This window comes from Microvirga flocculans ATCC BAA-817 (genome assembly GCF_000518665.1).
Taxonomy (GTDB): domain Bacteria; phylum Pseudomonadota; class Alphaproteobacteria; order Rhizobiales; family Beijerinckiaceae; genus Microvirga; species Microvirga flocculans.
In genome coordinates this window covers 463,309-476,007 of the sequence record NZ_JAEA01000001.1, presented here as the reverse complement: position 1 = coordinate 476,007, position 12,699 = coordinate 463,309, and the positions used below count along the sequence as shown (strand labels likewise).

Genomic DNA, 12,699 nt, shown 5'->3' with positions numbered 1-12,699 from the left:
TCCTCACGTGAGGGAGGCCAGAATGTACAAGACTATCCTGATCGCCACCGACGGCTCGTCCCTGTCCGCACGAGCCGTCGAGCACGGAACCAACCTGGCAAAGGCCCTGGGCGCGGCGGTGCTGCTGCTGACCGTCACCGAGCGCTTCCATGTCTTTGCGGTCGAAGCCGATCAGCTGGAGGAGACGCCGTCCACCTTCAAGGAGCACATGCAGAAGCAGGCCGAGCGGACCCTGGCGGAGGCGTCGGAGATCGCCCGCGGCCTCGGCATCGACGCCAGGACCCTCCATCTGGAAGACGACGCGCCCTATCAGGCGATCATCCGGACTGCGGAAAGCCAGCGGTGCGATCTCATCGTCATGGCCTCCCATGGACGCGGCGGCGTCTCGGCGCTGCTTCTGGGCAGCGAGACCATGAAGGTGCTCACCCACTCGAAGATCCCGGTCCTCGTCGTGCGCTGATGGACCGGGGCCTAATCCTGGATGGAGTTCAGATAGGCGAGAAGATCGTTGATCTGGGCCGGATCGAGCTGGAACTGGGGCATGGAAGGATGCCCCGTGGTGATGCCCTCGGCCAGGGATTCCGCCAAATCCTCGATGGGATAGCGGGTGTGCAGGGTCCGGAAGGGCGGCGCCTCGGGGATGGGACTCTCGCCGACGCGACCGATGGCGTGACACTGGGCGCAGTTCGTCTGCGCGAAGGTGAAGCCGCGCTGCACGCGCCCGGATTGGGCGACGGCCGGCGCAGCCGTCAGCGCGAGGACGAGACAAAGGAGCGGAACGCGTCTCATCATCGATGCTCCTCCGCTTTGGCAGGCTCGGCCCTGTTCACGGAAACGACCTGGAAGGTGTGAGGCTTTTCGTCATCGTCCTGAATGGTGACGTATTCGCCCACCGCGAAGCGATGCTGGTGCAGGTGATAGCCCGCCTCTTCGTCGCCGGCCCGGTCCTGGTTGTAGTCGATCACCCATGTCGCGCCGCCGGCTCCGCCCGGTCGGCGCACCAGGACGCCATTCCGCTCGCCCTCGTCGCCCCAGAAGCGGCGGACCCGGCAATAGGCCCTCTTTCCGGCCCATTCCTCCTGGTCGAGATGGCCTTCGGCATCGAGGGGCGCGGTGATCTCGTAGCCGTATCGCGGGCTTCCTTCCGGGAACTGCTTGCTGCGGGCCAGATGGAGCGTGATGTGATAGAGCAATGGTCCCTCCAGGATGAAGCGGGCCTCGGACGGGCCCGCAGTTTCAGCAAAGCTTAGAGGCGCGCTGCGTCTCCACCTTGATCCCGGTCAATCTGGAGACGCGCTGCGAGGGGACGAATCTACCTGAGATTACCCGTGGGCTCCATCCTTGAGGGCCTCCCGGATCCGCCGGATGACGACGGCCTTGGCCTTCCTGTCCGCCGCCGCGTCGATGGCCTCGTTGATCTCGAGCATCAGCTCCGCGTAGTCGTTGTGCCAGTCGCGATGCCCGGCGCTCGAAGCCGGCAGGCGCGGCTCGCGCCGCTCGACGCGAACCGCCGTCTCGCCGCTCAGGTCGTAAATGTCGTCGATCTCCGGAATGACCGGATGGGGAACGTGCTGGATGTCGGCCAAAGACGTCTGCAACGCCTTCAGCGCCGGATCCTCTCCGTGCACCAGGAAGACCCCGCGGCGGACCGGCAGGCGGTCGACGAGCCAGGCCTTCAGCTCGGGTCCGTCGGCGTGACCGGAATAGAGATCCAGCGTCCGCAGGCGGGCCCGGACATTCACCTCCTCGCCATGAATCCTAACCTTCGACGCGCCGTCCTGAAGGATGCGCCCGAGGGTGCCTTGCGCCTGGAAGCCGACGAAGAGAACGGTGGCCTCGTCACGCCAGAGCCAGGCCTTCAGGTGGTGACGGATGCGGCCCGCCTCGCACATGCCGCTCGCCGCGATGATGATGTGGAAGCTGTGGATCCTGTCGATGGCCTTGCTCTGCTCGACCGTCTCGGTGAAGCGGACAAAGCGCGACTCGAGGGCCTGAACGAGGTCGGAACCGTTTCTGAGTTCCTTGGCGTGCCGCTTGAAGATGGCGCTCGCCTTCGAGGCGAGGGGAGAATCGATGAAGATCGGAATCTCCGGCAATTCGCCGGCTTCCATCAGCTCCATGAGATCGACGAGAAGCTCCTGGGTCCGCTCCACCGCGAAAGAGGGAATGAGCAGGGCGCCGCTCGGCTTCATTGCCGCGCGCACCTCGTCCCGCAGCATCCGCCGCCGGCGCTCGATAGTGGTGCCGTCGCGATCCGTGTCGCCGTAGGTCGATTCGAGGATGACGTAATCGAGATTGCTCGGCCCGTCGGGATCGGGCTGCAGAAGCTTGTGATCGGGGCCGACATCGCCGGAGAACAGGAAGCGGATCGGCTCCTTGGCGCCGTTGGGAGCCACTTCCATCTCGATGGATGCGGAGCCCAGAAGGTGGCCCGCATTCCAGTAGCGGGCCCGGAACCCGGGAGCCACATTCTGCCATTGGCCGTAGGCCACGGACCGGAACTGCCGCAAGGAAGCGATCGCGTCCTCCTCCGTGTAGATGGGCGTGACCGTCTCCCGGCCGCGGCGGCTGTTGCGGCGGTTGAGCTGGTTGACCTCGACCTCCTGGATATAGCCGGAATCCGGAAGCATGATGGACGCGAGGTCCGTGGTGCCGGACGTGGCATAGATCGGCCCGTCGAACCCGGCTTTCACCAGTTTCGGAACCAGGCCGCTATGGTCGATATGCGCATGGGTCAGGCACAGGGCGCTGATGCCCGCCGCGCGGAAGGGGAAGTGCTGGTAATTGAGCTCCCTCTCCTCCTTCGACCCCTGGAACATGCCGCAATCGACCAGGACGCGGGCCGCCTCCGTCTCGAGCAGGAAACAGGAACCCGTGACGGTGCGGGCGGCGCCGTAGAAGTGAAGGCGAAGCGACAAGGAGATCTCCTGGATAGGAATTGAGCCGTGTGGGAAGATGGCATCTTGGGCCATCACCGTCGAGCCGTTGCGTTCATTTCACCCCAAGTGCCTGTTGCGTCGCTCGCCGACCGGAGCAGACTGGAAGAGGACCTTCAGGCCGTTTCGGGTCCCCAGAGGGCCCGCAGGGCGTTGAGGATCACGGCGACGTCGATGGCTTCCTGGATCAGCGCCCCCTGAACGGGGGTGAGATAACCGAAGGCCGCGGCGATCATCCCGAGCACGGAGAGGCCGATCCCCGCATAGACGCTCTGCAACGCGATGCGCCGCGACCAGCGCGCCGCCTGGATGGCGACCGGGATCTTGTCGAGCCGGTCGACGAGGAGAACGACATCGGCGGCCTCGGCGGAGGCCGCGGCCCCCTTCGCGCCCATGGCCACCCCGAGATCGGCGGCGGCAAGGGCCGGGGCATCGTTGACCCCATCGCCGATCATCATCACGAAGCCATGCCTCTTCTCGTCCTGGACGATGCCGATCTTTCTATCCGGCGTCAGGTCGGCATGAACGCCGTCGAGGCTCAGACCGGCCGTGACGGTTTCGGCGACGTCGCTGCGGTCGCCCGTGGCCAGCACGATCCGGTTCACGCCGAGACGGCGCAGCCCGTCGATGACATGCGCGGCTTCCGAACGCAGCCGGTCGGCCAGCACGAGAAGTCCCGCAAGCCGCCCATCGATCGCCACCGCCACCACGACCGATCCTACCGGGTACCGGCTGCCGTCCAGCCCGGTGCCGAGGCCCGGAATCTGCCTGCGAACGTAACGAACGCCCCCGACGACAACATCGTGCCCGTCGACGATGCCACGCAATCCCTCGCCGGGAATCTCCGCCACATCGGACGGCAGCAGCAGGGCCAATCCTCTCGCCTGCGCCTCCTGCACGAGGGCCCGCGCCATCACGTGCTTCGAGGCCTGCTCGAGCGATGCCGCGAGCTGGAGAAAACGTTCGGCCGGGACATCGTCGAGAGGCTTGAGCTCCGACAGGCTCGCCTCGCCGTGGGTGAGGGTGCCGGTCTTGTCGATCACCAGAACCTGCACTCGCGAGAGCATCTCCAGCGCCCGGCCGCCCTTCACGAGCACGCCGGCCTTGGCGGCCCGCGACACGCCGGACACGATGGCGACCGGAACGGCCAGGATCAACGGACAGGGCGTCGCCACCACGAGCACGGCAAGGGCCCTGATCGGATCGCCGGTCCAGAGCCAGGCGCCACCGGCGAGAACGACGGTGAGCGCCAGGAAGGCCATGGCGAACCGGTCCGCGAGCCGGGTCATGGGAGCCTTGGACGCCTGCGCCGCCTCGATGAGGCGAATGATGCCCGCATAGGTGCTTTCGGCGGCCCGGTGGGTCACACGCAGATCGAAGGCGGCTCCCGCATTGGTGACGCCGCTCATGACCGCATCGTCCGCGCCCTTCTGGACGGGCAGGGATTCGCCCGTCAGAGCCGATTGATCGAGCACCGCCACGCCCTTGTCGACGATGCCGTCGACAGGCACCACATCTCCCTGGCGGATGAGCAGGCGGTCCTGCGGGGCGATCACATCGAGGCCGACCTCCTCAAGCTGCCCGTCGCGATACCGGAGCGCCGTGCGGGGAACGCGCTCCAGCAGCGCGGTCATCTCGCGCTTGGCGCGGCGCTCGGCAAAGCTCTCGAGATACTGCCCGCCCGCATACATCAGCGCCACCACCACGGCGGCGAGAGGCTCCTCGAACACGAGCGCCGCGGTCATGGACAGGGCCGCGACGATGTCGAGTCCCACATCCCCGCGCCGCAGGCTTGCGACGATCTCGACAAGCAGGGCGCTCAGGACCGGCACGGTCGAACCGGCCCAGATCAGTCCCGCCCATTGGCCATATCCGGCCAGGCGCGCGCCGAACCCCAGGAGCAACCCGAGCAGAGGGATGACGACAAGAATCGGACGGATGAAGCAGTGAAGCTTCCAAACCCCTTCCGCGCTCGGCATGGAAGGCAGGTTCGGCCAGGAGGAGGCTTGAGCCTTGGTTTTGTTCATGCCGGACATTGCAGCTTACCGGGCCCTCGTTCCGAGCCTGCGGAGCTTTTCGAGCCACGCTTCGCGCCTGGCATCGCTCATGCTTTCGATCATGCCGATCAGCGTATGCCTGTTCGGGCCGATCCCGACAAGGGCGAGAATGCTGCGCTTGAGGCTCCTGAGGCTGTGCGCCCCGAAATACCAGCGATAGACGAAGCCCGGCATGCCCATGGTGACGACGATGCGCGACGAGCGGCCCTTGAGAGCTGTTTTCCAGCTCGCTCCGGGCCCGGCCCCGCCCATCATGAAGGCTGGACGGAAGACCTGCTCCATGAATCCCTTGAGGAGGGCCGGCATTCCCCCGAGCCAGAGAGGATAGATGATGACGACATGCTCGGCCCAGGCGAGCGCCTGCTGCGCTTCGACAAGACCGGGAGGCGGCGAAGCGCCTTCCCAGTCGCTCTTGGATCGCAGCAGGGGAAAATCGAGCTCCGCCACCGGGACGACGCGGACCTCGTGTCCGCCCTCGGCCGCGCCTCGGGCATAGGCATCGGCCAGGGCATGGCAGAAATGCCGGGTGTCGGGCGTCGGATGGCCTTGGATGATGGTGACGCGCGCCATGCCGGCAATCCCCTGAGGCAGGAGCTGGTGTAGCCTCAATGCGCCAGAAGGATAGGGCGATCCGAGACGGTCAGCATATCCAGTGTCGCACCGCCGAAGACCTGCTCGCGGAAACGGGTGTGACCGTATCCACCCATGACGAGGAGATCGGCCGAGACGCGGTTCGCCTCGTCCAGAACCACGTCGGCAACCTCGCGCCCGTTGCTCTGAACGGTGACGACTTCCGGCACCGCTCCGTGACGGAGAAGATGCGCTTTGATATCCGTTTCCATTGTGGTGTCGGGCTTCGGATCGATCATGACGACGACGACGCGGGTCGCCTTCTCGATGAAGCTCAAGCCCTCGCTGAGCGCCCGGGCGGACTCGCGGGTGCCGTTCCAGGCGACGAGGACGGTCTGAACCGCGCCTTGCCGGCGATAGCCGGGCGGGACGATCAGGAGCGCGCGTCCGCCGCCGAAGAGAACGGACTCGACGAGATCGAGCCAGACAGGCGTATCGCCTGCCCCATAGGGACGCGTGGCGACGAAGAGATCAGCGTAGCGGGACAGCTCGGCCACCCTGATCGACATAGTGCCCATGGTCTCGTCGAAGCGGCGCAGCTCAGCCGGCGCCGGCAGGCCGGCGAGCTTCTCCGTCAGGCGCTTCACCGTGACGTCGCCATCCTTGCGGGCCTGATCCTCCAGTTCGGAAACGACCTGCACGACGGCAGCGGCGCCACCGTCGAAGGGCATGGCGATCGAGAGGTCCGGCAGCAGGTTGGTGAAGACGCCGACCAGGTGCGCCTTCTCGCCGGAGGCGAGGGACCGGGCGTATTCGAGCCGGATTTCGTCCTCGGGGCTGCCGTCCAGATGCACCATGACGTCCTTGATCATCGCCTTCTCCTTTGCATGCCCGGACGCGAAGGAGGGGCCGCCGCGCCGTCAACGGCATCATCATCTAGACGAAATCGCGCAGGATGCTTTGATCCATCGCAACGCTCCGCATGACCTTGCCTGTCATGCTGCCATCATTCCCCACCCTCGCGCGAGGGTGCAAGCCCGGAGGCCGTGATGCCAGCTCGCCCGTCCCCGACAGTCAAGAGCAGCCGCGCATCGCGCAGCAAGGCTCGGGCTTTTGCACCTGCCGCGCAGCCCGGCCTGCCCGTGCGCCCCGAAGTCCCGCCATCGGCGACGAACCGCCCTCTGGATACCTGGGAGGACCCCGAGCTCCATCGGCTTCGCGATTCCCTCGACCATGTCGCCCATGCGAGCCTGGCGCGCCTCACGGGCGGCCTGTCGCCTGCGGCTGTCGTCGGCGCCTTCATGGATTGGGGGGTCCACCTCGCCATATCTCCCGGCAAGCAGGTCGAGCTGATCACGAAAGGCGCCCGCAAATGGGCGCGGCTCGCGCAATTCGCTTCCTGCTGCGCTACGAGCGGGGGCTCGTCGGAGCCCTGCATCGAACCGCTGCCCCAGGACCACCGCTTCGCCGAGACCGAATGGTGGCAATGGCCTTACAATCTCGTTCAGCAGAGCTTCCTGCTGCAGCAGCAATGGTGGGACAACGCCACGACCGATGTCGACGGCGTCACGAAGCAGCACGAGGCGGTGGTGGAATTCGCCATGCGCCAGATCCTCGACATGGCCTCGCCCTCGAATTTCATCGCGACGAACCCGGTCGTCCAGCGCCGGATCGCCGAGACGGGAGGGCAGAACATCGTGCAGGGGCTTCGCAACTTCATCGACGATTGGGAGCGGATCGTGCACGGGAAGCCCGCTGCCGGCACGGAGGCCTTCAAGGTCGGCCGCAATGTGGCCGTGACGCCGGGCAAGGTGATCTACCGCAACCGGCTCATCGAGCTGATCCAGTACAAGCCAAGCACCGACAAGGTGCGGCCGGAGCCGATCCTGATCGTGCCCGCCTGGATCATGAAATATTACATCCTGGATCTCTCGCCGGAGAATTCCCTCGTCCGCTACCTCACCGATCAGGGCTTCACGGTCTTCATCATTTCCTGGAAGAACCCGACCGCCGAGGACCGGGATCTGGGCATGGACGATTACCGGAAGCTCGGCGTAATGGCGGCGCTCGATGCGGTGAATGCGGTCGTGCCCGACCGCAAGGTTCACGCGGTGGGCTATTGCCTGGGCGGGACGCTCCTCTCCATCGCCGCCGCTGCCATGGCCCGCGAAGGCGACAAGCGCCTTGCGACCATGTCCCTCCTGGCGGCGCAGGCCGATTTCCGGGAGGCGGGAGAGCTGACCCTCTTTATCAACGAGAGCCAGCTCCACTTCCTCGAAGACCTGATGCGCAGCCAGGGTTATCTCGACACCCGCCAGATGGCGGGAGCCTTTCAGCTCCTGCGCTCCAACGACCTGATCTGGTCGCGGCTCGTCAGGCATTACCTCTTGGGCGAGCGCACGCCCATGAACGACCTGATGGCCTGGAATGCAGACGCGACGCGCATGCCCTATCGCATGCACACGGAGTATCTGCGGCAGCTCTTCCTCGACAACGATCTGGCGGAGGGGCGCTTCCATGTGGACGGGCGCCCCATCGCCATGCGCGACATCCGCGCGCCGATCTTCGCTGTCGGCACCGAGCGCGACCACGTGGCCCCCTGGCGCTCGGCCTTCAAGATCCATCTTCTCTCCGACACGGAGGTAACCTTTCTCCTCACATCGGGAGGCCACAATGCCGGTATTGTGACCGGTCCCGACAACGACAAGGCGCATTTCCAGATTCTGACGCGATCGGCCTCGGGCCATTATCTGGACCCGGACACCTGGACCAAGATCGCGCCACGCTTCGATGGCTCCTGGTGGCCCGAATGGGCGCGCTGGCTGACCTCCCATTCCGGCGAGCCAACCGCCCCGCCGCGCATGGGAGCCCCCGCCGAGGGCTATGCGCCTTTGTGCAATGCACCGGGAACTTACGTGCTTCAGGCCTGAGCGGCTGCCCGCATGGCCTCGCACGGCATTCATTGCCCATGAATTCAGCGGCGCCCGGCAGGCTTTTCCCCATGGCCGTGCGGCGAAGCGGGAACGACCCGGACGATAAAGGTTGATCTGGCACGGTCCCGCATCTTACCTGTACGTCTCTGCCAACGCTGGGGATTTCGATTGGACTGGGACAAGATCAGACTGTTCTACGAGGTGGTGAATGCCGGTAACTTCACCCGCGCCGGCGAGAAGCTGGGGGTCAACCAGTCCTCGGTGAGCCGGCAGATCAGCACCCTGGAACACGAGCTGAAGGTCCCGCTCTTTCACCGGCATCCCCGCGGGCTCGTCCTCACGGAACATGGGGAACTGCTCTTCCGGGCCGCTCAGGACATGCGCTTGCGCCTGGACGAAACCCGCCAGCGCCTCACCGACACCAGCGAGCGGCCCGCCGGCGAGCTGAAGGTCACGGCGACCGTGGGGATCGGCGGGATCTGGCTGGCCCGGCGCATCACGGAATTCCTCGACCGCTATCCGGACGTGCAGATTCAACTGATCCTGACGAACGACGAGCTGGATCTCGCGATGCGGGAGGCCGATATCGCCATCCGGCTCCGGCGCCCGGCGCAGCCCGACCTGATCCAGCGCCGGCTCTTCACGATCCAGTATCATGCCTACGCGGCGCATACCTATATCGAACGGTTCGGCGAGCCCGAGCGTATCGAGGATCTCGACAAGCACGCCCTTCTCTGCCTGGGCGGGGATCAGCCGTCCTTCATTCTGGATCTGCACAGGCTGACGCATCTGGGACGCGATCCGAAGGATCCCCGCCCCGCCAGGCTGGTCGTCAACGACAGCCTGGCTCTCCGGCAGGCCATCGAGAACGGAGCCGGCATCGGCATGGCGCCGGATTACGCCATGAGCACCAATCCGAAAGTGAAGCAGGTCTTGCGGGACGTGGAGATGCCGAGCCTCGAAAGCTATCTCGTCTATCCGGAAGAAATGCGTTCCGTCGCGCGGGTCCAGGCGTTCCGGGACTTTCTCGTGGCCAAGGCGCAGCGTTGGGACTTCTGAGAAGCGGGCTCGCATCCGACGCGCGGCGGTGGAGAGACGCGGAAGCCACAACCTCATTTTCTCCACGATTGGAAGGCTACCTGAAGAACTTCCGCCAATCTCAGGGAACCGGCCATGCCACGGTCTTTTCTTGCCGTCTTCGCGATCGCTCTCGGACTGCCCTTCCTGATCCTGCTGGCCCTCGTCTCTTCGGCGTCGGGAGTCAGCGCGAGCGTGCTCACGAATGCCCTCGGCCTTGTCGTGATGTCTGTCGTGTTGGTGTTGGTCGTTTATGAGATCAAGCGGATCGCCGATCTGCCGCCGGATACGCATTGATGCCCGGCACATGCTCGAGAGGAAAAACCATCTCGAATTTTGCTTGAGGATCGTGCAATTCATGGGCGATCCTCAAGCCTCGTCTGTCAAAAGCTCGCACGCTTAAGCTGCGGCTCTTTCCCTTTCCGGATTCTCTTCTGCGGCGGCGCGCTCCAGAGCCAGGAGAAGAACGCCGATATCGTCATGAAGGAGCGCGATGGCGTTTCGGGCATAGCCGCGAAACTCTTGCCTGGTGCTCTCCGCTTCGCCGTCCCACGAGCCGTCTTCATTCTCGGCATCATAGAATGCGCGAGCCACCAGTTCGACTTGATAATCCATATTCGCCCCACTGCACCGAAGGGTGCTTTGTTATCGATCTGAGCCTGAAGGCGTTCAGTACGCTCTTACGGATTATCGGCTACGCCATCAGGATGGAAACAGGCTTACAGCCCTGCTCGACTGATCCGCAACTCACCACACGGACTACCCCCATGGAGGTAGATGGACAGAAGTCTTCATCGTCGGAATGCTTGCCTAGAACAAGGAATCAGGAACGGGTTCTTGCATCCATGATCCATACGGCTCTTCCCTTCATGACGAGCGGATTTTCCTGCGTGAAAACGGGCTCGGAGCGATCCGCCAGGATGATGACGACAGCACCGTTCCGCGCGGATCATCGTCTGATCGTGGGATTGATACAGGTTCTCTCCTGGAGAGAGTCGAAATGATCGACAGCCCACATGGCGGCCTGGGTGCGGTTGCACGCCTTGACCTTCCGCAGGATGGCCTTGATATGCACCTTGACGGTTGCCTCCGCAACGCCGAGTTCACGAGCAATCAGCTTGTTTGACGCCCCCCGCGTGAGACAGTTCAGGATTTGCGCCTCGCGCTCCGACAGCTTGTCCAGAAGCGCTGCAGAATTCTCTGCCGCCATGAGCGCAACCGAGGACCCGAACCTCATGGAGGGACCCTTCAGCGACTGCTCAATCAAGGCAAGCCCCGCGCAGGCGGGAACGAATGTCTCGCCGTGCATCACGAGCTCGAGCACCTTGATCAAGGCTTGATGGCTCATGCTTCTCGGACAAAATCCATCCAGGCCAGCCTGCAGGAGCTGCATGATCTTGCGCGGCTCCGGTTCTTCTCCAAGCAAGACAACACGGGCGGCAGGGAAGCGTGTTTTCAGATCCGTGACGATATCCCCACAATCCTCGCGGAAGTGGCTCTCGCAGATAAGGAAGAGACCCTGCTCCCAATCGCTGAGACACGACAACGTGTCCGCATCTTCGCCGGCTTCCTCCGCCAGCACGAAGCGCGTGCCCGAGAGAATATGGCCGACGCCGGTTCGCAAAAGCATGTTCTGGCAAATCAGCCTGGTCGGCACTGTAGGGAACGAAACCTGAGCGATTGGGAGAATCTGCTCTTCATGGACAATATCGTGTCCCATGTCTCCTTACCCCCTGATGCCGTCGATGCTCAAGCTGAGGATGATGACGCCGGTCATGGGATTCTGCGAAGCTCGGGCATCGGACCGGAAAGCAGGTTTTCCGGTTTGAAGCCGATGCGGCGAATCCTTGACGAGTCGGAGCCATATCCAGATCCCGATCCGCGGCCGGATCGAGCGTGGCATCAACCATCGGGAGAAGGCTTGGTTCCTGAGCCTGTAAAGCCCGCAAGAGGTAACCCGGAGTGCCTCCTACCCTTCCGGATCATCGTGCGCCGTTCATTCCGGCTGGGCGTATTGTTCCAGCGCCTGAATCAGCTCCAGGCATTTCTCGGCCACGATGGCAGGCACATTCGGATCGCCATGATGGTGGCGCATCGCCACCGCATTCGCCTGCTCGAAGAGATCCGTCAGGTTGCCGGAGATGAAGGGACGGCAACTCGGGAAATCGAAGGCCTTGGGTTCGGAACGGGATTTCGACTGCGAAGGGCGCTTTCGTTCGAACAGCGTCAACACCTCGCAGCGGTCGGCGATTTTCTTGAGATCCTTGAAGGCAATGATCTCAGCCATGGATACTCCTGACGCAACGCATGCCCCCGCCATCGTCCCCTTGCGGCGCGAAGGGCCTCTAGCCTCTAGAAGAATCTGGCGCTGAATGGCAACCGTGCCACGCGACATTTTCAGACAGCGGCCTCATCACCCCAAACTCTTTCGAGGTAGAGACCGTTCCAGCACTCTCAGTGGTTGCACCCGGGGGACTTCCTCGCGCTTACCGCTCCCATGAATGACGCCGCTCCGTCCGCCGTTCCTCGCGATCGAGGCTCCAGGCGCCGGGCCCGGTGAAGACGAGGAGCAGGAACACGAAGCAGAACAGGACCGCCGCATCGCCACCATTCAGGGCCGGGTAAGGGCTCTGCGGAGCGTGAAACATCCAATAGGCCACCGCCATCTCACCGGCCAGAACGAAGGCCACAGGCCGGGTGAACAATCCCAGGAGGACCAGTAAGCCGCCGGCCAGTTCGAGGACGGCGCCGATTCCGAACAGGGAGAAAAGCGGCGGCGTTCCACCCTGCGGCGGAGCCGGAAAGCCGAAAAGCTTCTGCGTTCCGTGCTCCATGAAGAGCAAGGCCGTGACGATTCTCAAGATAGCCAGTGCATAAGGGGCCCAACGGTCGAGAGCGGTCGACATGAATGCAAGATCCTCCGGCTGAACTCTGCCGCACTGACAGCGCAAGGCCATTCTGCCATCCGGTTGCGGTCGGGAAAATGAGGAATTCCCATCAGCACATTTTCCTTGCGGCGGGGCCGCCGGTCGCATTCACGCTAATGTGAGGCCTGTCCCTTAGCGCTTGAGCGGGTCGAGCCTTGCCGGATCGGCGTTTCCTGTCAGCTTAACGCTTTCGCTGTGG

At 64.1% G+C, this 12,699-nt stretch carries 14 protein-coding genes; 4 read left to right on the top strand and 10 right to left on the bottom strand.

Annotated elements, in window-relative coordinates:
• Nucleotides 1–22: 22 nt before the first annotated feature.
• On the top strand, nucleotides 23–460 hold the full coding sequence (locus tag L879_RS0102285) for a universal stress protein (RefSeq protein ID WP_027314701.1): 438 nt from the start codon (nucleotides 23–25) through the stop codon (nucleotides 458–460).
• An 11-nt stretch (nucleotides 461–471) separates the two neighbouring features.
• Here the strand turns inward: L879_RS0102285 and L879_RS0102280 are convergent, their stop codons facing one another.
• From L879_RS0102280 to L879_RS0102255, 6 genes are all read right to left on the bottom strand, one after another.
• A complete protein-coding gene (locus tag L879_RS0102280) occupies nucleotides 472–789 on the bottom strand; it encodes a c-type cytochrome (RefSeq protein ID WP_027314700.1) in 318 nt (105 codons plus the stop codon).
• The gene (locus tag L879_RS0102275; protein ID WP_027314699.1) at nucleotides 789–1,193 is read right to left on the bottom strand and encodes a hypothetical protein; all 405 of its coding nucleotides are present in this window, start codon (nucleotides 1,191–1,193) and stop codon (nucleotides 789–791) included. Before L879_RS0102275 ends, L879_RS0102280 begins: the two co-directional genes overlap by 1 nt.
• 129 nt (nucleotides 1,194–1,322) lie before the next feature.
• On the bottom strand, nucleotides 1,323–2,924 hold the full coding sequence (locus L879_RS0102270; RefSeq protein ID WP_027314698.1) for an MBL fold metallo-hydrolase: 1,602 nt from the start codon (nucleotides 2,922–2,924) through the stop codon (nucleotides 1,323–1,325).
• Between the two features lie 128 nt (nucleotides 2,925–3,052).
• Nucleotides 3,053–4,915, bottom strand: coding sequence for a heavy metal translocating P-type ATPase (locus L879_RS0102265; protein ID WP_051434995.1), 1,863 nt, complete (start codon nucleotides 4,913–4,915; stop codon nucleotides 3,053–3,055).
• A 63-nt stretch (nucleotides 4,916–4,978) separates the two neighbouring features.
• Entirely contained in the window at nucleotides 4,979–5,563 is a 585-nt protein-coding gene (locus L879_RS0102260) for an NAD(P)H-dependent oxidoreductase (RefSeq protein ID WP_027314696.1), read from the bottom strand.
• A 35-nt stretch (nucleotides 5,564–5,598) separates the two neighbouring features.
• Nucleotides 5,599–6,435 (bottom strand): universal stress protein, encoded by an 837-nt coding sequence (locus L879_RS0102255; protein WP_027314695.1) that lies wholly within the window; start codon nucleotides 6,433–6,435, stop codon nucleotides 5,599–5,601.
• 177 nt (nucleotides 6,436–6,612) lie between these two features.
• Between L879_RS0102255 and L879_RS0102250 the strand changes: the two genes are divergently transcribed.
• The 3 genes from L879_RS0102250 to L879_RS0102240 all read left to right on the top strand — a co-directional run bounded on the left by L879_RS0102250 (nucleotide 6,613) and on the right by L879_RS0102240 (nucleotide 9,870).
• Nucleotides 6,613–8,493: a PHA/PHB synthase family protein gene (locus tag L879_RS0102250; RefSeq protein WP_027314694.1), complete on the top strand. Its 1,881-nt coding sequence runs from the start codon at nucleotides 6,613–6,615 to the stop codon at nucleotides 8,491–8,493.
• A 171-nt stretch (nucleotides 8,494–8,664) separates the two neighbouring features.
• Nucleotides 8,665–9,555 carry a LysR family transcriptional regulator gene (locus L879_RS0102245; protein WP_027314693.1) on the top strand — a complete coding sequence of 297 codons (891 nt, stop codon included), beginning with the start codon at nucleotides 8,665–8,667 and terminating at the stop codon, nucleotides 9,553–9,555.
• 114 nt (nucleotides 9,556–9,669) lie between these two features.
• Entirely contained in the window at nucleotides 9,670–9,870 is a 201-nt protein-coding gene (locus L879_RS0102240) for a hypothetical protein (protein WP_027314692.1), read from the top strand.
• 102 nt (nucleotides 9,871–9,972) lie between these two features.
• Here L879_RS0102240 and L879_RS0102235 read toward each other — a convergent pair whose 3' ends face one another.
• The 4 genes from L879_RS0102235 to L879_RS0102215 all read right to left on the bottom strand — a co-directional run bounded on the left by L879_RS0102235 (nucleotide 9,973) and on the right by L879_RS0102215 (nucleotide 12,479).
• Complete coding sequence (locus tag L879_RS0102235; protein WP_027314691.1) at nucleotides 9,973–10,188, bottom strand: hypothetical protein; 216 nt, start codon at nucleotides 10,186–10,188, stop codon at nucleotides 9,973–9,975.
• Between the two features lie 334 nt (nucleotides 10,189–10,522).
• Nucleotides 10,523–11,293 (bottom strand): LuxR C-terminal-related transcriptional regulator, encoded by a 771-nt coding sequence (locus L879_RS24145; protein ID WP_051434972.1) that lies wholly within the window; start codon nucleotides 11,291–11,293, stop codon nucleotides 10,523–10,525.
• A 276-nt stretch (nucleotides 11,294–11,569) separates the two neighbouring features.
• Nucleotides 11,570–11,860, bottom strand: a complete 291-nt coding sequence (locus tag L879_RS0102220) for a hypothetical protein (protein ID WP_027314690.1) — start codon at nucleotides 11,858–11,860, stop codon at nucleotides 11,570–11,572.
• Between the two features lie 199 nt (nucleotides 11,861–12,059).
• Nucleotides 12,060–12,479: a DoxX family protein gene (locus L879_RS0102215; protein ID WP_027314689.1), complete on the bottom strand. Its 420-nt coding sequence runs from the start codon at nucleotides 12,477–12,479 to the stop codon at nucleotides 12,060–12,062.
• Nucleotides 12,480–12,699 lie beyond the last annotated feature (220 nt).

What these genes read in the sequence shown, in the direction of transcription:
- L879_RS0102285 (WP_027314701.1), top strand. Translation starts at nt 23, where the DNA reads ATGTACAAGACTATCCTGATCGCCACCGACGGCTCGTCCCTGTCCGCA.
- L879_RS0102280 (WP_027314700.1), bottom strand. Translation starts at nt 789, where the DNA reads ATGAGACGCGTTCCGCTCCTTTGTCTCGTCCTCGCGCTGACGGCTGCG.
- L879_RS0102265 (WP_051434995.1), bottom strand. Translation starts at nt 4,915, where the DNA reads ATGCCGAGCGCGGAAGGGGTTTGGAAGCTTCACTGCTTCATCCGTCCG.
- L879_RS0102260 (WP_027314696.1), bottom strand. Translation starts at nt 5,563, where the DNA reads ATGGCGCGCGTCACCATCATCCAAGGCCATCCGACGCCCGACACCCGG.
- L879_RS0102255 (WP_027314695.1), bottom strand. Translation starts at nt 6,435, where the DNA reads ATGATCAAGGACGTCATGGTGCATCTGGACGGCAGCCCCGAGGACGAA.
- L879_RS0102250 (WP_027314694.1), top strand. Translation starts at nt 6,613, where the DNA reads ATGCCAGCTCGCCCGTCCCCGACAGTCAAGAGCAGCCGCGCATCGCGC.
- L879_RS0102240 (WP_027314692.1), top strand. Translation starts at nt 9,670, where the DNA reads ATGCCACGGTCTTTTCTTGCCGTCTTCGCGATCGCTCTCGGACTGCCC.
- L879_RS0102235 (WP_027314691.1), bottom strand. Translation starts at nt 10,188, where the DNA reads ATGGATTATCAAGTCGAACTGGTGGCTCGCGCATTCTATGATGCCGAG.
- L879_RS24145 (WP_051434972.1), bottom strand. Translation starts at nt 11,293, where the DNA reads ATGGGACACGATATTGTCCATGAAGAGCAGATTCTCCCAATCGCTCAG.
- L879_RS0102220 (WP_027314690.1), bottom strand. Translation starts at nt 11,860, where the DNA reads ATGGCTGAGATCATTGCCTTCAAGGATCTCAAGAAAATCGCCGACCGC.
- L879_RS0102215 (WP_027314689.1), bottom strand. Translation starts at nt 12,479, where the DNA reads ATGTCGACCGCTCTCGACCGTTGGGCCCCTTATGCACTGGCTATCTTG.